General features: G+C 66.4%; 14 protein-coding genes. 7 read left to right on the top strand and 7 right to left on the bottom strand.

Features of this window, described 5'->3' with window-relative positions:
• Window positions 1-77: 77 nt before the first annotated feature.
• Complete coding sequence (locus AC5P8C_RS02930) at window positions 78-623, bottom strand: thioesterase family protein (RefSeq protein WP_010480517.1); 546 nt, start codon at window positions 621-623, stop codon at window positions 78-80.
• A gap of 69 nt (window positions 624-692) precedes the next feature.
• Between AC5P8C_RS02930 and AC5P8C_RS02925 the strand changes: the two genes are divergently transcribed.
• The 6 genes from AC5P8C_RS02925 (at window position 693) to AC5P8C_RS02900 (ending at window position 4,945) form a co-directional block, all read left to right on the top strand.
• Window positions 693-1,268 (top strand): TetR/AcrR family transcriptional regulator, encoded by a 576-nt coding sequence (locus tag AC5P8C_RS02925; protein ID WP_495218322.1) that lies wholly within the window; start codon window positions 693-695, stop codon window positions 1,266-1,268.
• 52 nt (window positions 1,269-1,320) lie between these two features.
• Entirely contained in the window at window positions 1,321-1,704 is a 384-nt protein-coding gene (locus AC5P8C_RS02920) for a nuclear transport factor 2 family protein (protein WP_019660343.1), read from the top strand.
• Between the two features lie 153 nt (window positions 1,705-1,857).
• The gene (locus tag AC5P8C_RS02915; protein ID WP_026347063.1) at window positions 1,858-2,637 is read left to right on the top strand and encodes a hypothetical protein; all 780 of its coding nucleotides are present in this window, start codon (window positions 1,858-1,860) and stop codon (window positions 2,635-2,637) included.
• A gap of 52 nt (window positions 2,638-2,689) precedes the next feature.
• Window positions 2,690-3,535, top strand: a complete 846-nt coding sequence (locus AC5P8C_RS02910) for a hypothetical protein (protein WP_019660341.1) — start codon at window positions 2,690-2,692, stop codon at window positions 3,533-3,535.
• Window positions 3,535-4,413 (top strand): hypothetical protein, encoded by an 879-nt coding sequence (locus tag AC5P8C_RS02905; RefSeq protein ID WP_197598164.1) that lies wholly within the window; start codon window positions 3,535-3,537, stop codon window positions 4,411-4,413. Before AC5P8C_RS02910 ends, AC5P8C_RS02905 begins: the two co-directional genes overlap by 1 nt.
• A gap of 13 nt (window positions 4,414-4,426) precedes the next feature.
• Entirely contained in the window at window positions 4,427-4,945 is a 519-nt protein-coding gene (locus AC5P8C_RS02900; RefSeq protein ID WP_026347062.1) for a hypothetical protein, read from the top strand.
• 46 nt (window positions 4,946-4,991) lie between these two features.
• Here the strand turns inward: AC5P8C_RS02900 and AC5P8C_RS02895 are convergent, their stop codons facing one another.
• Both AC5P8C_RS02895 and AC5P8C_RS02890 read right to left on the bottom strand, forming a co-directional pair.
• Window positions 4,992-7,100, bottom strand: coding sequence for a TonB-dependent receptor family protein (locus AC5P8C_RS02895; RefSeq protein WP_495218321.1), 2,109 nt, complete (start codon window positions 7,098-7,100; stop codon window positions 4,992-4,994).
• 190 nt (window positions 7,101-7,290) lie between these two features.
• The gene (locus tag AC5P8C_RS02890) at window positions 7,291-8,727 is read right to left on the bottom strand and encodes a serine hydrolase domain-containing protein (RefSeq protein WP_019660339.1); all 1,437 of its coding nucleotides are present in this window, start codon (window positions 8,725-8,727) and stop codon (window positions 7,291-7,293) included.
• Window positions 8,728-8,917: 190 nt separating this feature from the next.
• Between AC5P8C_RS02890 and AC5P8C_RS02885 the strand changes: the two genes are divergently transcribed.
• A complete protein-coding gene (locus AC5P8C_RS02885; RefSeq protein WP_019660338.1) occupies window positions 8,918-9,586 on the top strand; it encodes a GAD-like domain-containing protein in 669 nt (222 codons plus the stop codon).
• A gap of 146 nt (window positions 9,587-9,732) precedes the next feature.
• Here the strand turns inward: AC5P8C_RS02885 and hutU are convergent, their stop codons facing one another.
• Genes hutU through hutI form a run of 4 tightly spaced genes read right to left on the bottom strand, consistent with a single transcriptional unit; the run spans window position 9,733 to window position 15,009 of the window.
• On the bottom strand, window positions 9,733-11,400 hold the full coding sequence (hutU, locus tag AC5P8C_RS02880) for a urocanate hydratase (protein ID WP_495218320.1): 1,668 nt from the start codon (window positions 11,398-11,400) through the stop codon (window positions 9,733-9,735).
• The gene (hutG, locus tag AC5P8C_RS02875; protein WP_019660336.1) at window positions 11,397-12,251 is read right to left on the bottom strand and encodes an N-formylglutamate deformylase; all 855 of its coding nucleotides are present in this window, start codon (window positions 12,249-12,251) and stop codon (window positions 11,397-11,399) included. Before hutG ends, hutU begins: the two co-directional genes overlap by 4 nt.
• Window positions 12,248-13,789, bottom strand: coding sequence for a histidine ammonia-lyase (gene hutH / locus AC5P8C_RS02870; RefSeq protein WP_019660335.1), 1,542 nt, complete (start codon window positions 13,787-13,789; stop codon window positions 12,248-12,250). The genes hutG and hutH overlap by 4 nt, the downstream gene beginning before the upstream one ends.
• Window positions 13,786-15,009, bottom strand: a complete 1,224-nt coding sequence (gene hutI / locus AC5P8C_RS02865) for an imidazolonepropionase (RefSeq protein ID WP_495218319.1) — start codon at window positions 15,007-15,009, stop codon at window positions 13,786-13,788. The genes hutH and hutI overlap by 4 nt, the downstream gene beginning before the upstream one ends.
• Window positions 15,010-15,032 lie beyond the last annotated feature (23 nt).

The following is a 15,032-nucleotide window of genomic DNA, read 5'->3' as shown; positions in this document are numbered from 1 at the left end:
GTGCGACATCCACTGCAGCGCGGGCCGCCAGCGTCGCGGGGGAAATCTCCCCATGCAGATAGCCGCCCATCTGAAGCTCAGGCATCGTCCAGCTTCAACGCGGCATCGGCCGCCAGCAACGCCTCGGCGGCTGCACTGAGCGACGGCGACGGTGGTGCGACCACGCCGATCGCTTCCATCATCTTCGGCATGCCCAGGAACTGGCGCGCGCGACGGTCGTAGATGCCGGTGACCAGCAGCGCACGGGTGGCGATCTTCTGCTCGGGCCCGATCAGCACGCGCTGCTCCATGATGCCGCGCGAGCCGACCCAGCCCACCAGGCGCGTTTCCAGGGTGAAGCGCTGGAACGGCTTGAGTTCGCGGCGGAACTGGATGGTGCCGGCACCGACGATCGGCGCCCACTTCTCGCGCAGCGCCACCCGGCCCAGGCCCATGCGCAGGATCAGGTCCAGCCGGCCCAGATCGAAGATGTTCCAGTAGCGGCCGTTGGTCATGTGCAGGTTGCTGTCCAGGTCGTTGGGCAGCACACGGAACTGCAGGCGCGAGACCCCGAACGGGGCCTCCAGCTTCGGCCGGAACAGGCTGCAAAGCAGCAGATGGAGCAGGCGGAACCAGAGATTCATGGCTATGACGACTGTTATAGAACGGCCGGTACGCTAATCTATGACGACTGTCTTAGCAAGGCGATCGCCGTGAGCCCACGACCCTCTGATGCCCCGCAACGGGTGATTGATGCCGCAGCACAGATGCTGGCGCGGGTAGGCCTCAATGCCACCAGCATTCGTGAGGTGACCAAGCTGGCCGAGGCGCCGCTGGGCTCCACCTACCACCATTTTCCCGGCGGCAAGCAGGAGCTGCTGGCGCGTGCCACCCACATGGCTGGCGACAAGGTGGAAGCGCTGCTGGTGGAGCTGCTGAAGGGCGGGGCGGTGCAGGGCCTGCAGCAGTTACTGGCAATGTGGCGCGAGCGCCTGCTGCGCTCCGGGTTCCGGGCGGGCTGCCCGGTACTGGCCGCTGCCGTGGAGGAGCCGGTGGAGGCAGTGCCGAGCCAGCCCCGTGCAGCAGCTGCTGAAGTGTTCGCACGTTGGCAGGGCCATCTGGCCGCAGCGTTCATCGCCGACGGCCACGATCCGGTCGCCGCGGGTGGGCTGGCCAATCTGGTGATTGCCAGTGTGGAAGGTGCGGTGGCGATGTGCCGCGCACTGCAGGACATCGCCCCGTTCGACCAGGTGGCCGCGCAGTTGCTGAAGGCCGCCGCGCCTCCTTGATACGGCTGAACGGTCGCGGGAGACTTGGCGCAGGCCCTGACTGGACACCGCCGTGGACGAATCGCACTGCCGCCATCTGATCGAGCACTACCTGCAGGCCTACAACCGCTTCGACATCGACGCCATGCTGGCGGTGCTGGCGCATAACGTGCGTTTCGAGAACCACAGCGGTGGGCAGCTGACGATGGTCACCGAAGGCATCGATGCCTTCGGCGAACTGGCACGGCAATCGGCGCCGTTGTTCCGCGAGCGCGAGCAGCGGTTGCTGGAGCTGATCTTCAAGGATGGCGTGGTGCTGGCCAGCATCGGCTGGCGTGGCGTGTTCGCGCAGGACATTCCCGATGGTCCCGGCGCGGGTACGGAACTGGCACTGCAGGGACACAGCGAGTTCGCTTTTGAGGACGGTCGCATCGTGCGGATCGTCGACCGCAGTTGATGATCAATGGCCTGGGCCCGTCGCCTGGACAGAGGCCCCGGCCGCGGTAGAATCCGCGCAACACCCCCCGCGCGTGCCCGGCAAGGATGTCCGCATGCTGTATCAGGTTCTTGAGCTTCCACGCTCCACGATCCGCGGCACCCGGTGGCGCCGATGAAACGCACCCGTTTCTTTGCGCGGAACCCGCTGAAGTTGCCGGTGAACCCCGCCGGTGAGCTTGTGCGCGCACGGCAACACCTGCGGGAACGCGGCTGGCCACGCCTGCAGATGACGCTGATCGTGGCCCTGACCGGTGCGGCCGGTTTCCTTGCCTCGCACCTGCTGCGTCTGGCCGGTATCGACGCGATGCTGCTTCGCTACCCGATGGCCGTATTGCTGGCCTATGGCGTGTTCCTGCTGCTGATGTGGATCTGGATCCGCTGGCGCTGGGACAACGTGCTGGATGGCCTGTCGCCGGATGTGGGCAGTGGCAGCCCTTCGCCTCGCGGAAGTGCCGTGGAATCACCGTGGGGCGGCGTCGGTGGCCGTTCTGGAGGTGGCGGCGCGTCAGCTTCGTGGAATGAGTCGGCGCAGGCCGGCGGCGGCGATGCCGGTGAGCTGCCGTTGACCGGCCTGGCCGAAGACGAAGCAGGCCTGCCGTTGCTGGCGATCCTCGGCATCGTCGCGCTTGTGGCGTCCGTCCTGCTGGCGAGCGTGTGGGTGGTGTGGTCGGCACCGGTGCTGATGGCCGAATTGCTGGTGGACGCGGCCATCGCCAGTGGCCTGTACCGGCGCATGCAGGGCATGCACGAGCAGGGGTGGTGGCGGGTATGCGTGACGCACACGATCTGGCCGCTGCTCGGCCTGCTGCTGTTCTTCGTGGTGCTGGGCGGGCTCGCGCAGGAACTCGCGCCAGATGCGACCCATCTGCTGCAGGTCATTCAAGCGCTGTAGCGTCACGTCCCCGGCCGATATCCCAACCTGCTTCATTTCTTCCAGGAACTTCATGCGACAGCGCATTGCACGGAAACGCGTCCTGGCCACAACGGTCGTTCTATCGATGGTTGCAGTCGTAGCGCTGATCGTCAGCATGCGCTCGCAATGGGGGCAGGCAGTCGGCCCGCCTCCGATCAATCTGGGAACGGCACGGATGCAGGCCGAAGTGATGGCAGAGCTCATCGACCTGCGACCGACACCACCAGGGAAGCCGCCGGAACCACCGATTCCAATCAAGGGAATCTTCTCCCCGATGCTGACCGGTAACAGTGGATCCGCGACCGCGGCAGTGCCGCTGGAAGATGTCGCGCCAGCACACTTCGAGCCGCGCGGCTGGGAGCCCGACATGCCATTTGTCGTGATGGAATGGACTGCGCCTACCTGTGGCGAAGGAGACCCCGCCCCTGTCTGCCAGGTTCGTCACAGCGTCGTGGAATGGCGTGATGATGACAGTGCGGCGTCCTTTCAGCTGCAGCAGCATCTGGAGTCGATGCTGCAGGTTGCGAACCGCCGGGCTGTACGCGTACCCGACCTTGCGTTTGAGCTTGCGCATGTGCGAGCGCAACGGATGACGTGGGACGAGCTTCAGCAACGGCGTGCGCGTGGCATCGAGGGATGCACGGGTGGCCCGGGCAATCCCGATCTGGGCGTTGTCTATCTGCAGCGTCCTGTGTTCAGCCAGGAGGGGAACTGGGCAATGGCATCGGTCGCCTCGGATCTGTGCAGTGGAGGAACGGCGATGCGCGTCCTCTACCTTCTGCACCGCAGGAAGAGCGGATGGGAGCGTATTCGAGTGGAGCCTGTCCGCCATATGAGCGTTGGACACGGCCTGTGGCCCGCGTTGGCGGAGTCGTGATGACAGATACCTCGTTCAAGCCAGACCGTGACTGCCAACAACGGATCACCTGGCGACGCATTGCATCGCTGGCGGCGGCGCTGTCGGCTTTGGCTCTCATGGCCGGGATCTGCAGCCTGCGCCCGAGGTGGCAGCAGGAGATCGGTCGGCTACCGATCAACCTGGGAACAGCGCAGATGCAGGCGGAGGCGATGGCGCTGGCGCTGGCGATCCGGCAGAGCCCCCCATTCCCCCCTCCACCCCCGCCAGTGCCGCAGCCAACGCCAGTTCTGCCATCGTCGCTGAGCGAGGTGCCCAGCGCAACGCAGACACCGTCCACGCGCGTTGATCAATGGCGCCCGCAGGAACAGCCGCAGTTGACCGACCCGGTGGGGGAGGACATCTACGTGATGGAGCAGACCTTGCCCTATTGCTGGCCTGGCAGCAGTGCCTCCATCTGCCAGGAGGTGGACGATCTGGTCCTGCCGCTGGACGATTGGTGGCCGCCGGACATCCATGCGCTGCGGTTGCAGCTGCAGGCGGACCTGGTTCCCGCCAATCGCCGGTCCACGCCAGTGCCTGCGGCCGCATTGGCCGATGCGCAGCGGATGGACGGCGCCGGGCTTCGAGCGCTGCGGGAGCAGGGGTGCGGGGCAACGGTGCATGGGCCGACTCGGACATACGACCACGTCGCCTATCTGACCCGGCCTGTTTTCAGCGTCGAAGGGCAGTGGGCTATGATTGCGGTCGCCCGGGATTCGTGTTCCGACGATTTCGTCTACCGGGAGCTTGTCGTGCTGCATCGGGAACAAGGACGCTGGATGGCCGAACCCCCGGAACGGGGTCTGGGCGGCGTATGGGACGGCCGCATACTGCGGCCCTGGACGTACAACCACTGACGAGGAAGAGCGCATGGATGTCGCTGTACGCAGGAACAGGACGTTGTTTCGTTGGATCATGGTGACGCTGCTGGCAGTACTGATGCCGTTTGCAGCACTGGCGCAGCCCGCAGCCGGGCAGGCCGATGGCGCCGAAGCCGCCACTGCCGCGGAAGAGGCCCAATGCCGCGCCTGCAGCTATGAGCGTATCGGGCCCAAGGTCGATATCGGACTGGTTGCACTGGTATCGCTGCTGGTGGTGGGTCTGCTGATCGCAGCGTCGCGGGAATGGGGCACCACGTCGCAGCGCTGGACCTGCCGCACGCTGGCTCTGCTGCTGGTGGGCATCGGCCTGGCGTTGCTGTGGTGGGCTGGCAGCGTCGTCTACCTGGGCTACAACCCGTGGCAGGACATGGCCCCCCCCGGCGATGGTTCGCTTACCTCGACACTGCTCAACACCTCACCGAAGTGGCTGGCGGCGCTGGTGTTGATTGGTTTCGCGCCTTCCATCTGGAAGCGCAGCGAACGCCTGCCGGCCTGGCGCATCGGCTGACCCTGGAACGACGGCGCCGGGTCAGACCCGGCGCCGCCTGCGGCCATCAGTCAAAGCGCCAGCGCACGCCCGCATAGACGCCACGGCCTTCGCCTGGCGTCGAGCGCGCGACATCCTTGCCGGCGTCGTCGTAGCCCGGCGTGACCGTGGCGGCGTAGTGGCGGTTGCCGATGTTGCGCATCTCCGCCCAGGCCTGCCAGCGACCACCGGGTGCCTCGTAGCCGATGCGGCTGCCGAAGATCACGTGGCTATCGGCCCAGTAGCTGTTGGCGTAGTCCACCGCGATGCGCGAGGCGTATTCGGTGTTCAGCGCGGCGTACAGGCCGGAGGCATGATCGAAGCGCAGCTCGGCCCGGTAGCTGTGGCGCGGCAGGCCCGGCAGGCGGTTGCTGCCGAAGCGCGCATCGTGGCGGTAACCGAAATCACTGAAGGTGTACGCCTGGCGCAACGACAGGCGCCCCGGCGCGGCCTGCCACAGTGTGCTGTCCAATCCGGCTTCGATGCCACGGTGCACGGTGGGGCTGGCGTTGTTCTCTGCGATGAACAGGTTCGGTACCGGCTGCAGCTCCACGCTCAACAATTCATGGTTCACGTGGGCGTAGTAGCCGGTCAGTTCCCAGCGACCCAGCGCCGCGTCACCGCGCGCGCCCAGTTCCAGCGTGGTGGCGGTCTGGTTCTGCATCGGCACCGGCGCGCGCTGGCGGCCTGTAGACGGGCCAGTGCCGGGCCCGAAGTACTGGTTCGAGCCCCAGATCATCGACCACGGGTGCGGCGCCTCCACCGAACGGCTGAGGTTGCCGAACCACTGCGTCTGCGCGCTGTGCTGCCAGGTGAAGCCCAGTCGCGGCGCGTAGTCCCAGTCGTGGTCGCGCAGGCGGCCGCCGCTGCTCGGCCAGGTCACCTGCACGTCGCGGCGGGTGCTGATCAGTGCCAGCCCGGTCTGCATGCGCAGGCGGTCGTTGAAGGTGAGGGTATTGCCGACGTGCAGCGTGCTGTCGGTGCCGTGGTGGCGGAAGTCACGCGTGCGCGTACCGGCGGCATAGCCGTTGCTGGCAAAGCGCAGCGACTCGCGCACATCGGCGTCCAGATCGTGGGTGACGCGCAGACCGATCGTGGTTTGGCTGTCCAGGCCGAACAGCCGGTGGCGGTGGTGGTAGTCCAGCGTGGCGTTGAGGTTGGCGTAGTCCAGCTGCTGGCGGTACAGGCTCTCGTTCAAGTCCATCGGATACGTGTGGTAGACCAGCCCGGCCTGCAGCGAGGAGTCCTCATCGATCTGCAGCGTGGTGACATTGCCCACCCAGGTGCTGCCCGGTTGCGGGCGGCGCGCATCAATGGCCAGGTTGGACGCATTCGCGGCGTGCGGATCGTTGCGGATCTGATCGCGGGTCAGGCGGCCGGGCGTTTCATGATTGGTTTCGCGGTAGCGCACGAAGAAGCGCGTCTGCAGATCGGGGGTGATCTGCCAGCCGATGTTGGCCATCGCGCCCTTGCCGTCGCCGCGCGCATGGCGCTGATAACCATCGAACTCGGTATCGGTATAGGCCAGGAAGTAATCGAGATCTCCGTTGACACCGCCCCAGCTGATGCCGCGTTTCTGATAGCCACGGCTGCCCGCTTCGTAGTGCAGCTGCACGCCGGCCGAATCACGGCCGCTGCGGCTTACATAGTCGATGGCACCGCCCAGCGCCAGCGCGCCGCGCTCGAAACCGTTCGCCCCGCGAAGTACTTCTACACGCGACAGCCACAACGGTTCCAGCAGTTCGTAGGGTGTGCCGCCCGGGCCGGTCAGCGGCAGGCCGTCGATCGATACCGCGATGCCGGAGGCATGTGCGCCCGGGCCACGGTTGATGCCGGAGCCGCGGATGGACACCTTGGTGCCTTCGTTGCCCGGTGACTGTGCGCTGATGCCCGGCTGGTAGGCCAGCACATCGGCAGTGCTGGCCAGGCGGCTGTCCGCCTTGGCCACGTCGATCACGTTGCTGGCGCCCGGCACGCGCTTCAGCGCCTCTCGCGCCTGCGCGCTGGCATCGGCGGCAGTGACCTGCACGGCATCGAGGGTGGTGGCCTGTGGCGCGGCCTGGGCGGTAGTGGCGAGGCCGAGGGTTACGGCCAGGAACAACAGCGACGGGGTGGGGCGGTACGGCGAGAGCGGCATGCGGGAATGCTGTAAACCACGAAATTGGCGCGCAAGTTAACAGGTCGATGGCCCCACGTCACCCTCCACCTGGGTATGGCCGCTCGCAGTGTCCCTGTAGAGCCGAGCCCACGCTCGGCTATCGCGCGCAGCGCGGGTTTTCTCCAATCGCAACGAAAAGCAGCCGAGCATGGGCTCGGCTCTACAGGATTTACGGCGAAGGCTTCGCCAGCGCCTTCGACTTCGCATACAGCCGATCAGCGGTTTCTTTCTCCCCCAGCGCGGCATGGCACTCGGCCAGGCTGTCCCAAGCGTTGGCGGACTGCGGATACAGCTCGCTGTTGAGGGCGAACACCTTCAACGCCTTGCGTGCCCCGAGGCTCTCGCGGATAGCGTAACCATCGGCATTGATCGCACGCTCCAGTTCGCTCGTGGGAACCCCATTGCTGTCGCGCAGCCAGCTACGCATCGCCTGTGTCGCATCGGTGCTTTCATCCAGCGCATAGCCGATCAGCCGCTCGGAAAGCACTGCATGCGGAAACTCCTGCGGCGCAGCCACCGCCATCGTGCTTTCCACCAGCGTGCTCGACCAGACATTGCGGGCGCTGCCGTTGCTCAGGTACACGAACACCCAGTAACCGCTGGCCAGCGAGCCCTTGTAGGCCAGCCGCGCCCGCACGCGGGTGCCGCCATCGTGGCCGACCTGGGTGTAGCCGTCGCTGCGGATGGTGTCCCAGCCGGTGGAGAAGAAACTGCTGCCGCCACCGGTCAGCTTCTGCGGCTGCCAGAGTCTTTCCAGCGTTGCCGTGCGCAGCAGCTCGCCGGTCGCCAGCGCCTGCAGGAAGCGGTTCATGTCACCCACGGTGGTCTGCAGGTCGGCATGGCCCCAGCCGTAGTTCGGCCAGGGATCTTCATTGGCAGGCTGCAGTTGCCGCTCCTTGCCGATGTACGGCACCGCCGCGCGCTGCGCCGGTACGCTGGCCACGCCCCACGAGGTGCTGGTCATCTTCAGCGGCTGCAGGATGCGTTCGCGCGCGATGGCCGGATAGGGCTTGCGGTAGTGCGCTTCCAGCAACGCCGTCAGCACCAGGTAGTTGGCCTGGGTGTACTGCACGCGGCTGCCGGTGGCGAACTGCATTGGTGCCGCGCCGGCCACCTTCAGTGCAGCGGCAAGATCAGGGGCTACACCGGGGTAGCCCTTGCTCACCCAGCGGTTCTCCACCCGGTCGTAGTACTCGCCGATACCTGAGCTGTGGTTGAGGAAATCGCGCACGTGGATCGCCTGCCATGCAGTGGGCAGGTCCTGCACATAGCGACTGGCCGGCGCATCCAGATCCACCTTGCCCTGATCGACCAACTGCATCACCAGCGTGCTGGTCAGCAGCTTGGCCATCGATTGCGCGGCAAAAATGGAATCGACGGTGGCCGGTGCGTGGGAGGCCGGGTCACGCTCGCCGCTGGCGCCCTGGTACAGCACCTGTCCGTTGTGGGCGACCAGCACCGCTTGCCCGGCGATGCCGTAGCGCTTGCGGTTGGTCTGCAGTTGGGCTTCGAGCTGTGAAGAGAGGCCGACGGGGAGCCCACGCGCAGAAGCGGGTGGAGCAGCGAACAGGGCGCAGAGCAATGCAGCAGCAAAGGTGCGGTACATCGCGGTGATCCATCAGCGGTGATGGCGCATGTTGCTCAGCGGCGGTCGACGGGTCAAGCGGAGGCGGGCGCCTATGTGAATGCGTGAATTTCCAATGGCCTGTCGTAAACAGCTCTTCGCGACGGATGAGGCACCAGATATAAGAACGCCTCAGTCCAAACCGACGAGATAGCCTTGCATGGGAGGGTTAATGGAGGGGGATGAGGATTTCGCGCTCTTCATCGAGAGCTTCGGAGAGGCAACTGAACACGATCCGGTGCCAGAGACCAGCTTCTCCAAGTGGACGGGCATCTTGCCCGAATCGCTCTTGAGCTATTGGCGTCGGGATGGATGGGCGAACTATGGCAACGGACGCCTGTGGACGGTGAATCCCGAGGACTACGACGGCCTGATGCGCGCGTGGTTGGCCGGTACTCCATTTACACAGATCGATACCTACCATGTGTTTGCCAGAAGCGGGTTTGGACGCCTCTACCTGTGCGGCGAAGCATCAGGTGCGGGCTTGAACATCGATCCAGTCAGCAGTGAAGTGTTTGCTCTTCAGAACTGTTTGAGGCCGAAGTCTCTTGCACGACAGGACGGTGGCATCAAGGCCTTCTTCGCCTGTGCGGAGCTCGACGATTTTGATCTGATGGATGGGGATGAAGAACTGCTCTTCGATAGGGCTGTGAACACTTGTGGGAACTTGCTGGCGGATGAGATGTTTGGCTTTGAGCCAGCGTTGGTTTGCGGCGGAGAATTCACCATTGAGAATGTGCGCAAGCTAAAGATTCAGCCGCACCTGCACATGCTCAGGGAGTTCGCCACACCTGCGTTTCCACGCTATGCGATTGATGTTAAACCGCTGGCCCGGAAGTGATCCGATCAAGTCGAATCATGTAGAGCCGAGCCCATGCTCGGCTGCCTTCCGGTCAGACGTCGTGACCCTGGAAGCACTGAGCCGAGCATGGCTCGGCTCTACAGGTGCCTTGCGGTAGTGCCGGCCAGTGGCCGGCACCCCTGCGATCAGCCGAGAATCCCCGGCAGATCCAGCCCCTTCTCCTTCGCGCAGTCGATTGCGATCTCATAGCCCGCATCGGCATGGCGCATCACGCCGGTCGCCGGGTCGTTCCACAACACGCGGCCAATCCGCTTGGCCGCCGCCTCGGTGCCGTCGCAGACGATCACCATGCCGGCGTGCTGCGAGAAGCCCATGCCCACGCCGCCACCGTGGTGCAGCGAGACCCAGGTCGCGCCGCTGGCGGTGTTGAGCAGGGCGTTCAGCAGCGGCCAGTCGGACACCGCATCGGAACCGTCGGCCATCGCTTCGGTTTCGCGGTTCGGCGAGGCGACGCTGCCACTGTCCAGGTGGTCGCGCCCGATCACCACCGGCGCCTTCAGTTCGCCGTTGGCGACCATCTCGTTGAACGCCAGGCCGAGTCGATCGCGATCACCCAGGCCGACCCAGCAGATGCGCGCCGGCAGGCCCTGGAACTTGATCTTCTCGGCGGCCATGTCCAGCCAGCGGTGCAGGTGCGGGTTGTCCGGAATCAGTTCCTTCACCTTGGCATCGGTCCTGGCGATGTCTTCCGGGTCGCCGCTCAGTGCCGCCCAGCGGAACGGGCCGATGCCACGGCAGAACAGCGGGCGGATGTAGGCCGGCACGAAACCCGGGAAATCGAAGGCATTGGCCACACCTTCCTCCAGCGCCATCTGCCGCAGGTTGTTGCCGTAGTCCACGGTCGGCACGCCCAGCGCGTGGAAGCCGAGCATGGCGCGGATGTGGTTGGCCATCGAAGCACGCGCTGCCTTTTCCACCTCCTTCGGCGCAGAGACACGCTTCTCATCCCACTGTTCGACCGTCCAGCCCTGCGGCAGGTAGCCGTTCACCGGGTCGTGCGCGGAGGTCTGGTCGGTCAGCAGGTCCGGCTTCACGCCACGCTTGAGCAGTTCGGCCAGCACATCGGCAACGTTGCCGAGCAGGCCCACCGACTTCGGCGTGCCGGCCTTGCACGACTCGTCGATCAGGCGCAGCGCTTCGTCCAGGTTGTCGGTCCAGGTGTCGAGGTAGCCGGTGCGCAGGCGCATGTCGATGCTGCTCTTGCGGCACTCGACGGCCAGGCAGGAGGCGCCGGCCATCACGGCAGCCAGCGGCTGTGCGCCGCCCATGCCGCCCAGGCCACCGGTGAACAGCCACTTCCCGGTCAGGTCGCCACCGAAGTGCTGGCGGCCCATTTCCACGAAAGTCTCGTAGGTGCCCTGCACGATGCCCTGCGCGCCGATGTAGATCCAGCTGCCGGCGGTCATCTGGCCGTACATGGCCAGGCCCTTCCTATCCAGCTCGTTGAAGTGGTCCCAGTTGGCCCAGCGCGGTACCAGGTTGGAATTGGCAATCAGCACGCGCGGTGCATCGGCGTGGGTGCGGAACACGCCCACCGGCTTGCCCGACTGCACCAGCAGGGTCTGGTCGTCGTCCAGGCGCTTGAGCGTTTCGACGATGGCATCGAAGCTCTCCCAGTCGCGTGCGGCGCGGCCGATGCCGCCGTACACCACCAGTTCCTGCGGGTGCTCGGCCACATCGGGGTGCAGGTTGTTCATCAGCATGCGCAGCGGCGCTTCGGTCAGCCAGCTCTTGGCGTTCAGCGTGGTGCCGGTCGGCGTGGCGATGGTGCGGGACGGGTCGTTGCGGGTCATGCGGCGCTCCGGTTCGTAGCGAATTCAAGGCAGGCGTTGAGCACCTGCGCCAGGGTGTGGCGCAGCGGTGCGGCGTGGTCGGGGTCGAGCGGGGTGGGCCAGCTGTGTTCGTCCACCTGGTCCGGCAGGGGCTCGTGCATGTAGCCACGGCAGGCAAGTTCCATCTGCAGGCTGTGCACGCCGCCGGCGATGTTGCTGTAGTGGCGGGTGATCCAGCCGCCCTTGAAGCGGCCGTTGCGCACCTGGCTCATGCCACTGATCTTCAGCAGGTTCTCCACCACGTCGCTCAAGGCGTTGTCGCAGGACGTGTCCGGTGCACCGGACGGACCGGCAGTCCCCAGGTTGAACTGCGGCAGTTCGCCCTCGAACAGGTGCGGGATATGCGAGCGGATCGAGTGCGCGTCGTACACCACCACGGTGCCGTGGCGTGCACGCAGGCGCGTGATCTGCGAAGCCAGCGCATCGTGATAGGGCAGGAAATACGTGTCGCGGCGACGGGCGATTTCCGCGTCGTCCGGCTCGCGCCCGGCGTTGTACAGCGGCTGGTTGTCGAAGGTGGTCAGCGGGCACAGGCCGGTGGTGTTCTGGCCCGGGTACAGCGACACGCCGCTGGGATCGCGGTTGAGGTCGATCACCGAACGCGAGATCGCCGAGCGCACCGTGGTCGCGCCCATGCCGCGCACGAAGTCGTACAGCTCGTGCACCCACCAGTCGGCATCGCGGCGGGCCAGCCACGGCGAGTGGTAGTCGCCGATCAGGTCGTGCGGCAGCTCGGTGCCGGTATGTGGAAAGCTGACGATCAACGGGGCGTCGCCCTCGTGCACCGTCAACCATTCGGGAAGGGGCGTCATGCCTGGGGCTCCACGGTCGGCAACAGATCGGACAAACCCTGCGCCAGCACGCCGCTGCGCACCAGATTCGTGGCGGTCACCATGTCCGGATGGAAGTAGCGGTCTTCTTCCAGCGTCGGCACCTGCGCGCGCAGGGTGGCGCGCACGGTTTCCAGCGCGGCGCTGGAGCGCAGCGGCGCATGGAAATCACAGCCCTGCGCGGCGGCCAGCAGCTCGATGCCGATCACGTTGGCGGCGTTCTCGGCCATCTGCATCAGCCGGCGTGCGCCATGCGCGGCCATCGACACATGGTCTTCCTGGTTGGCCGAGGTCGGGATCGAGTCAACGCTGGCCGGGTAGGCGCGCTGCTTGTTCTCTGAGACCAGCGCGGCGGCGGTCACCTGCGGAATCATGAAGCCGGAATTCAGGCCCGGGCGCGGGGTCAGGAACGCCGGCAGGCCGGACAGCGCCGGGTCCACCAGCATCGCCAGGCGGCGCTCGCTGATCGAGCCGATCTCGCACACCGCCATCGCCAGCATGTCGGCGGCGAAGGCTACCGGCTCGGCGTGGAAGTTGCCGCCGGACAGCGCTTCGCCGGTATCGGTGAACACCAGCGGATTGTCGGACACGCCGTTGGCTTCGATTTCCAGCGTGGTCGCGGCCTGGCGCAGGATATCCAGCGCCGCGCCCATCACCTGCGGCTGGCAGCGCAGGCAGTACGGGTCCTGCACGCGCACGTCGTTGTCGCGGTGCGATTCGCGGATGCCTGAGCCCTGCATCAGCGCGCGGAGCGTGGCGGCGGTGGCGATCTGCCCGCGCTGGCCACGGATGGCATGGATGCGCGGATCGAACGGCGTGTCCGAACCCTTGGCCGCTTCCACCGACAACGCGCCGGTGACCAGTGCCGCCTGGAACACGGTTTCGATTTCGAACAGGCCGGCCAGCGCATAGGCGGTGGAGAACTGGGTGCCGTTGAGCAGGGCCAGACCTTCCTTTGCGCCCAGTTCGATCGGCTGCAGGCCGGCACGCGCCAGTGCGTCGGTTGCGGGCAGGCGTTCGTCACCGATGTAGGCTTCGCCCACGCCCAGCATCACGCCGGCCAGGTGCGAAAGCGGTGCCAGATCGCCGGAAGCACCCACCGAGCCTTGTGCCGGCACCACGGGCAATACGCCCTTGACCAGCATCGCTTCGAGCAGCAGCAGGGCTTCCTCGCGAATGCCCGATGCGCCTTGCGCCAGGCTGACCAGCTTCAGCGCCATCATCAACCGCACCACGCTGGCCGGCATCGGTTCGCCCACGCCAGCAGCGTGCGAGAGCACGATATTGCGCTGCAGGGTGGCCAGGTCTTCGCGCTCGATGCGCACGCTGGCCAGCTTGCCGAACCCGGTGTTGATGCCATACACCGGTGCGCCTTTGGCGACGATGGCGGCCACCGCCGCAGCGCTGGCGCGCACCACCAGCAGCGCGGCCGGGTCCAGTGCAAGCGGCGCACCGCGATAGACCTGCCGCCACTGGGCGAGAGTGACATGGCCGGGGCGAAGAACCAGGGTGTTGCTCATGTGTTGCTCCAGGAGGCAGGCAGGTCGGGCTGTCCGCGCACCACGCGCGCGTGCAGCGGGTTGAATCCAATGCGATAGACCAGGTCGGCAGGGGCATCGATGTCCCAGATCGCCAGGTCGCAGTCCAGGCCCACGGCGAGGCGGCCGATGCGGTCGCTGCGTCCGAGCGCGCGCGCCGCTTCACGGGTGAAGCCGGCGATGCACTCGTCCACGGTCAGGCGGAAAAGGGTGGCGCCCATGTTCATCGCCAGCAGCGGGCTGGTCAGCGGCGAAGTGCCCGGGTTGCTGTCGGTGGCCAGCGCCAGCGGCACGCCGGCCGCACGCAGCGCGGCGATCGGCGGGAGGGTGGTATCGCGGGTGAAATAGAAGGCACCGGGCAACAGCACGGCGACGGTGCCGGCGGCGGCCATCGCGGCGATGCCGGCATCGTCCAGATGTTCGATATGGTCGGCCGAGAGGGCACCGAAGCTGGCCGCCAGTTCAGCACCATGCTGGTTGCTCAGCTGCTCGGCATGGATCTTCACCGCCAGCCCGTTCGCGCGCGCCGCTTCGAAGACCTGCCGCGCCTGCGCCGGCGAGAACGCGATGTTCTCGCAGAATACGTCCACCGCTTCGGCCAGGCCTTCGCCGGCGATGGCCGGAATCATCACGTTGCACACCTCGTCGGTGTACTCCTGTGCCTCGCGGCCCGGCGGAATCGCGTGCGCGCCAAGGAAGGTGGTGACCACGTTGACTTGGCATTCCTCGCCCAGCGCACGCGCTACCTGCAGCTGCTTGCGTTCGTCGGGCAAGGTCAGGCCGTAGCCGGACTTGATCTCGATCGTGGTCACGCCTTCGGCACGCATGGCCAGCAGGCGCGGCCGGCTTTCGCGGGCCAGCTGTTCCGGCGTCGCGGCGCGGGTGGCGCGCACGGTGGAGACGATTCCGCCGCCGGCACGGGCGATCTCGGCATAGCTCACGCCCTGCAGGCGCTGCTCGAATTCGTTGGCGCGGTTGCCGGCGTAGACCAGGTGGGTGTGGCAGTCGATCAGGCCGGGCGAAATCCAGCGGCCTTCGCCATCGATGCGGGTGGTCGGCTTCAGGTGGGCATCGCTGCCGGCCGGGCCGACATGGACGATGCGGCCGCCGGCGCAGGCCAGCACGCCATCGCGGATGACACCCAGCCCCTCGCCGTCGAGGGTGATCAGGTGGACGTTGGACCAGAGGGTATCGACGTGCATGGCATCCACAACGCGGCTGTGCT

This window comes from Stenotrophomonas sp. YJH_SMC_46, assembly GCF_059370315.1.
The sequence above is the reverse complement of the archived record's forward strand: the minus strand, read 5'-3'. Positions and strand labels throughout refer to the sequence as shown.

What these genes read in the sequence shown, in the direction of transcription:
- AC5P8C_RS02930 (WP_010480517.1), bottom strand. Translation starts at nt 623, where the DNA reads ATGAATCTCTGGTTCCGCCTGCTCCATCTGCTGCTTTGCAGCCTGTTC.
- AC5P8C_RS02915 (WP_026347063.1), top strand. Translation starts at nt 1,858, where the DNA reads ATGAAACGCACCCGTTTCTTTGCGCGGAACCCGCTGAAGTTGCCGGTG.
- AC5P8C_RS02910 (WP_019660341.1), top strand. Translation starts at nt 2,690, where the DNA reads ATGCGACAGCGCATTGCACGGAAACGCGTCCTGGCCACAACGGTCGTT.
- AC5P8C_RS02905 (WP_197598164.1), top strand. Translation starts at nt 3,535, where the DNA reads ATGACAGATACCTCGTTCAAGCCAGACCGTGACTGCCAACAACGGATC.
- AC5P8C_RS02900 (WP_026347062.1), top strand. Translation starts at nt 4,427, where the DNA reads ATGGATGTCGCTGTACGCAGGAACAGGACGTTGTTTCGTTGGATCATG.
- AC5P8C_RS02895 (WP_495218321.1), bottom strand. Translation starts at nt 7,100, where the DNA reads ATGCCGCTCTCGCCGTACCGCCCCACCCCGTCGCTGTTGTTCCTGGCC.
- AC5P8C_RS02890 (WP_019660339.1), bottom strand. Translation starts at nt 8,727, where the DNA reads ATGTACCGCACCTTTGCTGCTGCATTGCTCTGCGCCCTGTTCGCTGCT.
- AC5P8C_RS02885 (WP_019660338.1), top strand. Translation starts at nt 8,918, where the DNA reads ATGGAGGGGGATGAGGATTTCGCGCTCTTCATCGAGAGCTTCGGAGAG.
- hutU (WP_495218320.1), bottom strand. Translation starts at nt 11,400, where the DNA reads ATGACCCGCAACGACCCGTCCCGCACCATCGCCACGCCGACCGGCACC.
- hutG (WP_019660336.1), bottom strand. Translation starts at nt 12,251, where the DNA reads ATGACGCCCCTTCCCGAATGGTTGACGGTGCACGAGGGCGACGCCCCG.
- hutH (WP_019660335.1), bottom strand. Translation starts at nt 13,789, where the DNA reads ATGAGCAACACCCTGGTTCTTCGCCCCGGCCATGTCACTCTCGCCCAG.
- hutI (WP_495218319.1), bottom strand. Translation starts at nt 15,009, where the DNA reads ATGCACGTCGATACCCTCTGGTCCAACGTCCACCTGATCACCCTCGAC.